The sequence below is a fragment of the Allobosea sp. TAB14 genome (genome assembly GCF_052113865.1).
Classification (GTDB): Bacteria; Pseudomonadota; Alphaproteobacteria; order Rhizobiales; family Beijerinckiaceae; genus Allobosea; species Allobosea spartocytisi.
This window is the reverse complement of sequence record NZ_JBFRDQ010000185.1, coordinates 1-8,068: the sequence shown is the minus strand read 5'-3', so window position 1 is coordinate 8,068 and position 8,068 is coordinate 1. Positions and strand designations below refer to the sequence as shown.

The window sequence follows — 8,068 nt, the reverse complement described above, 5'->3', positions numbered from 1 at the left end:
CCGCCAGGCGAGCTCGCCATGGCGCGCTCCGTCCCCCACGTGGCAGCGGGTTGGCCTGTGGAGCGGCCTGCGATGGTTGGCTGCCGATCTCGAGAGCCAGCCGATCCCGTCGGGGCGCGGGCACCACCGAATGCGGYGGCTTGACGCTGCTTGGGTGGCGCTGGCGGAGATGCCGGCTCTGCCGATTTCGGAGATCATTCGTGGCGCAGCCATCCCGGAYCCTCGCGATCCGGGGCGGTGCGGCATGGCGTGGCTGGAGACGTTGGCGGAACGGAYCAGGCAAGATCGGCGCGGACAGTGCCGAACAGGGCTGACGATGTTGTCGAGGTCGGCGCATCCCTTGAACTCCGGCGATGAAGGGGCAGTTCGGGCTCCTTCCTGTTTGCGTCACGGTTGCGCCCCATGCGGTCTCGATGGATTGGGCGTGACCGGGGGACGACCTCGTCTCGATCGCCCATCCGCAACGGCCGGTCCCGGCTTTTTTCCGCCGGCGGCTGCGCCGCCTTTGCAGCGCGAAGCAAAAAAGCCGGGATCGGCCGCCCTCCACTGCGTTGCGGCCCCAAGAACCACCCCATTGCGCGAGCGCAACAGGGACCCCGGTGGGTGCGGGCTCGATCGCCCCCGGTCCTGACACCGCCATCGAGGCCGCGACGGGCGCGGCCCGAGCAAACCGGAAAGGATCCCACCATGGCTGTCATCGGCGAATTCAAGAGCAACGGCAACGGCATCGTCGGCAATGTGCGCACCCTCAGCGTCCGCTTCCAGGCCCGCCTGCAACCGATCGAGCGTGTCTCGCGCGACGCACCGGACTTCCGCGTCACCGGCAACGGCGCCGAAGTCGGCGCGGGCTGGAATGCGGTCTCCGGCGACGGCGAGCCCTATATCTCGCTCAAGCTCGACGATCCGAGCTTCAACGCCCCGATCACCGCGGCACTCTGGCCGGGCGAGACCGAAGGGGACTACACCCTGATCTGGAACCGCCCGAAGCGGGAGGCCTGATCCCCACCGCGAACGAGCCCCGCCGCCCAGGCGGGGCTTCCTCATCTCAGATCGCGCCGGACGACGCCGGCGCCACGGCACCATTCCGCGCAGCAGGTCTCGGACGCCGATGGACCGCCATATCGCGTGTCAAAGCTGACGGCCGGCATCGAGCCGGCCTTCAGCTTTCTGGTGCCGACCCGAGCTAAAAAAGCCTGCTCAGATCGTCCGAGCGTGTCATGCGGCCCGAAGGCCTCAAGGACGAGCGGTGCCCCCATTTTCAGCCGCCGCCGGGGGGCGCCGCCAGAAAATCGGCTCCCCCGCTCGCCGCCTGCGGCGGTCGCTGCGCGATCCCTGACCCCTGCGGCCCGCCATGACCGCCGGCGTCGTCTTTCACACTCAATCGAGGAGGCGACGATGCCGAACGAACAGCACATCGAGGAACTGCGCGCCGAGCTGCGGGATGCAACCGACCGCGCCGAGCGCCGTCAGATCGAGGCGGAGCTGGAGCTCGCGCTGGCCGAGCGCGAGGTCATGCTGGCCGAAGCCGAGGGGCGTTACAGCAGCGAGCCGCCCTTCTAGGGAGGCGTCGTGCTCCACACGCGCTTGGCGGCCTCAGCCGTTGAGCGCGTCCTTCACGGCCTTCGCCGGCGTGAAGCTCAGCTTCTTCGATGCGGCGATCTTGATCGTCGCGCCGTTCGCCGGATTGCGGCCCTCGCGCTCCGCTGTTTCCTTCACCTTGAACTTGCCGAAGCCCGGGATGTTCGTCTCGGCCCCACCCTTTGCCGCGGCGGCGATCTGGCGAAACACGCTCTCGACGATGGCCTTCGCCTGCGCCTTCGTCAGCTTCTGCTCGCCGGCGATCGTGTCGGCAATCTCGGTCGCTGTCGTCATGGAAGAGATATCCTGTGAGGTTGATGACCTCGACCAGTATCGCAGTGGGTGCGCGGCGACGGTAACGCGAAGGAAGCCGCATCTCCCGCTATCCACCGAAATTTCTCGATGTCGCCTCGTCTCGACCTCGCCAGCCGGGCCGAGATCTTGGCATCCGCCTTCATTCTCGGCGCAAAACACGACGCCATCGTCGTTGAACCCGGGAAAATCCGCGTTATCGGCAGAAATGACAATTTCGAGGGCGACTTGCGAAGTCACGCCGCTGGCCGCGGTCCGGTTTGCAGTTCCGATCGACATGGTGGGGGACCGGCCCGGGCGAGCCGCTCCAGGACCGGCTCTACGCTCGCCTAAGAGGCACCCCGCAGCCCGCAAGCGGTCGCCGCGCAGCCACGTGACGATCCTTTCGCGGCGCCCGGCGCCAGCGCGGAATTTCTAAAGCTATGACGGAAGCTTGCGCGACCGTCCTTCACGCGCGAGCGCGCGCTGAGCCCGGTTCCTCTTGGCGATCGCCGAGCTCAGATCGTCATAGTCGACCCCACCCTTCTGCAAGGCCCGGCGGGCGTCGTCGACTTCGAAGCCGAGAAGCTCGAACACCGTCATGTTCAGGCTGGAGGCGACGCGTTCGATCGTCTTCAGCGTCGGATTCCCGATGCCACGGAGCAGCTGGTAATAGGTCTGACGCGCGAGACCTGTCTTCGGCAGGAGCGCTTCCATGCCGCCGTTCTCGATTTCGAGCTGCTGCAGCCGGATCGCGATCATTTCGTTGAGGATCGAGTGATCGATTGGCTGGGGTTTGCGAACGGGCATCGGAGATCGGGGGAGGTTGGCAGTCGCGATTATGGGGACGCTATATCAGGTCCCAACCTCCGGGATAATAGATATTCGAGGCATTCAGAGAGATGCCGTTGATGGTGCGCGCTCGCTTGTGCCGGCGTTCGACCCGTTCAGTCCTCAGCGATGCCGAGTATCCTCCTCCGGCCGGTCTATGTCGGAGGCAGGCGTCCGATCCGGCGGAGATGGTCGTACAGGATCCGGTCGATCACGCGCAGCGGATGCGTCCGCTCCTCGGCGGCGATCTGGCGAAGGACGAGATCGATCGCGTCCGGCAACCGCAACGCGTAAGGTCTGGACGATGAGCGTTCGCCATAGGCCTCGAACGGATTCCGCTCGGGTCTTGCTCGCATCTGTCGAGGCGCGGGCCCCGCGGGATTGTCGTGCCGAGGCGGCGAGACGCGGTGAGGGCGAGGATCGCCGGCGCCGGTGTCGTCATAGGCGGGCGTCACGACCACGGGCCTTGGTCCAGGGGCTTCAGCGCTGGACGCATTGACACGCTGCGATCGGAACATGTCGCGGGGCAGGGCAGGCCGCTCTGGCCTGTTGTTGGAATCGGAGCCGCTCATCTCAGGCGGCCGCTTCGTCTGGTGTCGTGCCCTGGCTTGCAGAGAGCAGTTCCCGCACGACCTGGTCGGCATTGTAGCGCGCCTTGCGGACGGACTCGTCGCCATCGCTCATCTGGTAGAGCGTGCCGTGACCGCTGGTCATCGTGCGGAAGGTGACACGGCGGTAGAGCGCGTTCGAGCAGATCGATACCTGTTCGCCATCGAGATAGGCGACCACCTCGCGCAGCGGGCGCGTGTTGCGGTCGAGACCGTCATACTCGTTGAACAGCACGCGATGTTGGCTCATCGGCAAGGCGGATGCGGCCGCGTGCTGTTCGAGATTGCGGATGGTCCGCACGACCTGCGAGGCATCGAACGTATGGACCTTGCAGGGTAGCACGACGAGGTCGGCCCGAAGCGCCGACTGGATCAGGACATTGCCGTAATAGCCGGGCGTGTCGATCACCACGACGTCATGACGGTCGAGATCGGCGATCGCCGCGAACAATGCCGCCTCGTCGGCCGCACGGACCAGATCGATTCCCCGTGGCGTCATCCCCCGCGCCGTGCTCGACGCATGCCATTGATAGGACGACCCCTGCGGATCCGCGTCGATGATCGCCACCGCATAGCCGTGGCGCGCAAACTCTCCGGCGAGGATGATGGCGACGGTCGTTTTGCCGCTGCCTCCCTTCGGATTGGCGACCGCAAAGATGCTCGGCATCGGTAATCCTCGGGCATCGCACATCGTCCTATGTATTGTACATTATAATAGATATCAGACAACACCGCATCATCATGAGCGCGCGGGCCGCCATTTCCGAATGAACGCAGCGTACCGATGCAGTGATGGGTGATTGCGGCAATGGCGCATTGCGCCAGATCGGCAATGTCCGATTGCCGAGAGGCAGCTTCACCGGTCTGCAGAGACGCCGCATTCCACGACTGAGGCTTGCGCGGTATTGCGGAAATGCCGCGATGGCGTAGAACCGCACTGACGCAGCATGCTATTGGCATAACACCACAATCCTTTATCGCGTGATATCCGAAATGTCGGATCGCGGCGTCGTGACAAGGTCGTGCTATCGACGTGCGTTGAAGCGATATTGCGGTAACAGCGAATGCCAGGCTTGCGGTGCGAGGAGGAGGGACGTCGCGCCGGGCGAGCCGGCTGAGGGGCGCCTCCGCGCTTGGGGGGCGTTCGGGCTGGTGTCGATCTATTATAATAGACGTTTATTGACAAGATACCGGTTTGTGGGCCACAAACYAGAGGCGGCTGCGGGACGCAGCCGTAGAGCGCCGAGGCGCTGATGCCGGCATCCGGCGATGGCGGTGGTTCCGGCGGATCTGGCGATCCGCCATTCGGCCGGACAGGAGAGGGCGATGGCTCGGTCAGCTGCCGTTCCACGACGCAAGGCCCGGCTGCGGACCGAGCTCTCCGCAGCCGACGAGCAGCGGCTGCGGGAGGCGGTCGTGCTCTTTGGTCTGCCAAGGGCGGAGGTGGTGCGCCGGTTGATCCGCGCCTCGGTGCAAGCGGGGCCGGCACTGTCGGCCGAGAACACCGAAGCGGTGGTTCTGCTGGCGAGCCAGGTTCGGGCGGTCGGGCGGAACCTGGCGCAGCTTCTGCGGGCCGTCCGGGCCGGGCAGGCCATCGGACTGGATGACACCGAGGCGGTCTGGCAAGGGCTCCACGATGCCGTCTCAGTGATCAACGAGGAGCTTACCGAAATCACGGTCTCCCATGGCTCCCGGCTTCGGCGCATCGTGAAGCTCGCGCTTCCGGTCGGGGACGATCCGCGATGAGGCGGGCCGGCCAGATCGCCTGGTGGACGGAGCAGGTCGCTGCCGCGCGCGACGGAATAGCCCAGGCGCGTGAGGAACGGCGCCGGCCGAGAGCCGTGTGGCTGGAGGAGGACCTTCGTCGAAGTCGCGGCCTCTCGACGCGCCCCTGCGCGATGCCCCACGCCCATCAACTCATCCGAGGCGGGACGATCACAGGCGGGCTCGATGCCGAGCGCGAGCGGGAGCTTCCACCGGGACCGAAGGGCCGCGGACACGGTCCGGGCGGGAGGAGCCGGACTGGACCTCCGGCAGCGATCGCAGGCGGCCTCTCCGGCAGGGGCAATGCCGTCGGTCGGGCTCGCTTGCTCGCGGCCGGCTATCAGCCCGCCGTCGTCAAGGTGGTATCCTATGCCAGTGGGGCTGCCCGCGCGACGGCGACTGGCCAGTATGTCCTGCGCGAGGACGTTCCGCTCGAGACCCATGACGGACGGATATTGGCGGACCGGGCGGCGGTCGCCGACGAGATCAAGGCCTGGTCGGCGGGCTTTTCGAAGCGTGCGGAGAGCCAGGATGTCGGTACGGTGGGACTGGCGCTGCCCGGCATTGTCGATACACCCGAAGGCCGGGAAACCTACGTCAAGGCGATCGCCGCCGCCTTCGAAGGCCATCGCCACGCCTATCGGCTCGACGCGGCATCCGATGGCACGCTGGAGGCGCGCGTGGTCGTCGCGATGGCCGGGGCCGCGAGGGAGCGGTTTCGCTCTCGGATGGCGGAGGGCGGTGCGCCAGCGAGGGAACTGAGACAATTCGACCGGGCGTCGGAGGCGACGATCAAGGACAGGATCGCTGTCGCGACGGGTGTTGCGGCGGACCGGATCAGCATCGTTTTGAAAGCGACCGGGCATGGCAGAGATGGCGTTGCCTATCAACTGGATCGCCTGGTCGCGAAGGGAGCCGCCGTCGACGACCGCGGTAAAACGCTCGCCAACGTCGCAGATGTCAGAACTGCCGCGCGGGAATGGGGGCCATCGCTGCGCTCGCAATCGACCCGCGACACCCTGCACCTGATCCTTTCGGMCAAAGCCGGGGCCGATGTCGAGGCGTTGAGGCGAGCCGCCCACGCCTTCCTGCATGACCGCTTCGCCGATCACAAATTCATGTTCGGCGTCCATACCGACAAGSAGGCGSAGGGGCATRTCCACGTCCATGCCGTCATCACGGYGAAGAGCGAAGYCGGCCAGAAACTGCATCCGGGCCGGGACACTTTCCGTGAATGGCGCCAGGCCTATGCGGAGCACGCGCAGGCCGAAGGCCTGAAGATCGTGGCGACGGGCGCGCGCGAGCGCGCCTCGTCGCAGAGCTATGGTCCGAAGGACAAGGCGATCGTGCAGGTGGCGGACCGGCCGCGGCCCGGACGCGCGGCACGGGATCGCGCCTATGCCTCGGATCCGGCAAATCGGGCGATGATCGACAAGGCGCGCCAGCGCATCGCCGTAGCGCGGGCCAATCCGATCAGGATGGCGATGTCGGAGGCCGATCGGCGCGTGGTGAACGACAGCATCGAGGGCTGGCGGGTTGTTTTGCGGGACCAGCCCGGCAGCACRCTCGCAAAGGATATGCTCGAGCGACTGGCTTTAGCTCGCCTGGTCGGTGGCATCCTCGGCACGATCGCGCAACGCGTGGAGCTTCTGACGAAGGAGGGATCAGACATGGCCGTGACAGCCGAGCAGATGGCCAGGGATTTGCGCCTGATGAACGAAGCGGTGTCGCGGACGCGCGATCTGCTCGACGGAGCAACGAAACAACAGTTCCACGAAGCTTCGGCGCGCTATCTGGAGACCTTGGCCAATCGGCTCGATCTGCAGCGTCTCGCCGAACGCGGCGTCGAGCGGATGACGCGCGCGGAGGTCGAGGCCATYATTGGCGTCAATGCCGACCGGTTGATCGAGCGCGCGAACAGCGTTCGGGCCAAGGAGGAGCGGGAAGCGCRACTGGCCGCCAGACAGGCAGATCGGGCCGTCGAAGTCGAAAAAGGAGACGAGGCGAGAGCTGGCATCGATCCAGCGTCCCAGCGAGACCTCGCAGCCAAAAGGCAGATCGTGACGGGGGCTGAACGCTCCGCCGCKCAGGAAGCGCGTGAAGCCAGAGCCGCGACGGAGGCGGCGCGCATGCTTGCTCGGCATCCGGGGGATCRGCTCTCGCCGGGGTTGGTGAAGACCGATGCGCTCGCTCAACTGCGCGCCGAACAGGAACGCGTCATCCGCGAGATCGAGGCYAGCRATCGTCTGGAGGCCCAGAAGGGTCAAAGAATGGGTCCAGGAAGGGGCKRSCGCCGCTGATCATCCTYTACCGGAGGATTTTCTCGCGCAAGGCGATCGCAATGGCATGCGCCTTGGTGACGGCGCCGAGCTTTTCGCGGACGGAGAGAATGTGCTTCGTCACCGTCGATTTCGAGATGCCGAGGATGACGGAGATCTCCCAGTCGGTCTTGCCTTCGGCCGACCAAAGCAAGCAATCGTATTCGCGGGCCGAAATGCGCCCGCAGGCACGGCTGGCGCTGAACCGCCGCTGCAGCAAGGTGCCGAGCGCGTARCTCGCCGCGAAACCGAGCAGCGATCGGTCATCCGGGCTGGGATCGATCTGCGCTCCGCCAAAGGATATCGCCGCGACGTTTCCATCCAGCAGCGAGATTGGCACGACATATCCATTCTCCAGACCGAACTCACTGGCTTCCCCGCCGATGAGCAGAACATCCGCGGAGGAGGCTGCCGCGTCGTAGGCCTCGCGCCATGAAAATGGCGATCGTTCAGTTTGCAGGCGCTCGACGACGGGATCACGATAGACATAGCCGCGCGAGTTATACCGATCGGCCCAGTCGCGCGGAAATTCCTGGATAAGGATCCTCGAAGCAATGGCCCTTCGCGGAAGCGTTTGGCTCGGGACGATTCCTCCGAAAATGGCCGAGATGCCGAACGCGGCGCTGGCGCGGAGCATGGCTGCCGCGACTTCCTTGCTGTCAGCAGCGGTTCCCATCG

General features: G+C 65.8%; 9 protein-coding genes. 4 read left to right on the top strand and 5 right to left on the bottom strand.

Annotated elements, in window-relative coordinates; all coding sequences use genetic code 11:
* Positions 1-687: 687 nt before the first annotated feature.
* A complete protein-coding gene (locus tag AB4Y99_RS22400) occupies positions 688-999 on the top strand; it encodes a DUF736 domain-containing protein (protein ID WP_112764973.1) in 312 nt (103 codons plus the stop codon).
* Between the two features lie 396 nt (positions 1,000-1,395).
* A complete protein-coding gene (locus AB4Y99_RS22395; RefSeq protein WP_166653056.1) occupies positions 1,396-1,560 on the top strand; it encodes a hypothetical protein in 165 nt (54 codons plus the stop codon).
* 33 nt (positions 1,561-1,593) lie between these two features.
* Here the strand turns inward: AB4Y99_RS22395 and AB4Y99_RS22390 are convergent, their stop codons facing one another.
* The 4 genes from AB4Y99_RS22390 to AB4Y99_RS22375 form a co-directional block, all read right to left on the bottom strand.
* On the bottom strand, positions 1,594-1,872 hold the full coding sequence (locus AB4Y99_RS22390) for an HU family DNA-binding protein (RefSeq protein ID WP_441524879.1): 279 nt from the start codon (positions 1,870-1,872) through the stop codon (positions 1,594-1,596).
* A 438-nt stretch (positions 1,873-2,310) separates the two neighbouring features.
* The gene (locus AB4Y99_RS22385) at positions 2,311-2,679 is read right to left on the bottom strand and encodes a helix-turn-helix domain-containing protein (protein WP_038366341.1); all 369 of its coding nucleotides are present in this window, start codon (positions 2,677-2,679) and stop codon (positions 2,311-2,313) included.
* Between the two features lie 176 nt (positions 2,680-2,855).
* Positions 2,856-3,272 carry a hypothetical protein gene (locus tag AB4Y99_RS22380; protein WP_441524877.1) on the bottom strand — a complete coding sequence of 139 codons (417 nt, stop codon included), beginning with the start codon at positions 3,270-3,272 and terminating at the stop codon, positions 2,856-2,858.
* Between the two features lies 1 nt (position 3,273).
* Positions 3,274-3,975, bottom strand: coding sequence for a ParA family protein (locus AB4Y99_RS22375; RefSeq protein ID WP_441524876.1), 702 nt, complete (start codon positions 3,973-3,975; stop codon positions 3,274-3,276).
* Positions 3,976-4,577: 602 nt separating this feature from the next.
* Here AB4Y99_RS22375 and AB4Y99_RS22370 point away from each other — a divergent pair.
* Both AB4Y99_RS22370 and AB4Y99_RS22365 read left to right on the top strand, forming a co-directional pair.
* A complete protein-coding gene (locus AB4Y99_RS22370) occupies positions 4,578-5,054 on the top strand; it encodes a hypothetical protein (RefSeq protein WP_441524875.1) in 477 nt (158 codons plus the stop codon).
* Between the two features lie 341 nt (positions 5,055-5,395).
* Entirely contained in the window at positions 5,396-7,372 is a 1,977-nt protein-coding gene (locus tag AB4Y99_RS22365) for a relaxase/mobilization nuclease domain-containing protein (RefSeq protein ID WP_441524874.1), read from the top strand.
* A 7-nt stretch (positions 7,373-7,379) separates the two neighbouring features.
* Here AB4Y99_RS22365 and AB4Y99_RS22360 read toward each other — a convergent pair whose 3' ends face one another.
* Positions 7,380-8,066, bottom strand: coding sequence for a helix-turn-helix transcriptional regulator (locus tag AB4Y99_RS22360; RefSeq protein WP_441524878.1), 687 nt, complete (start codon positions 8,064-8,066; stop codon positions 7,380-7,382).
* Between the last annotated feature and the right edge of the window lie 2 nt (positions 8,067-8,068).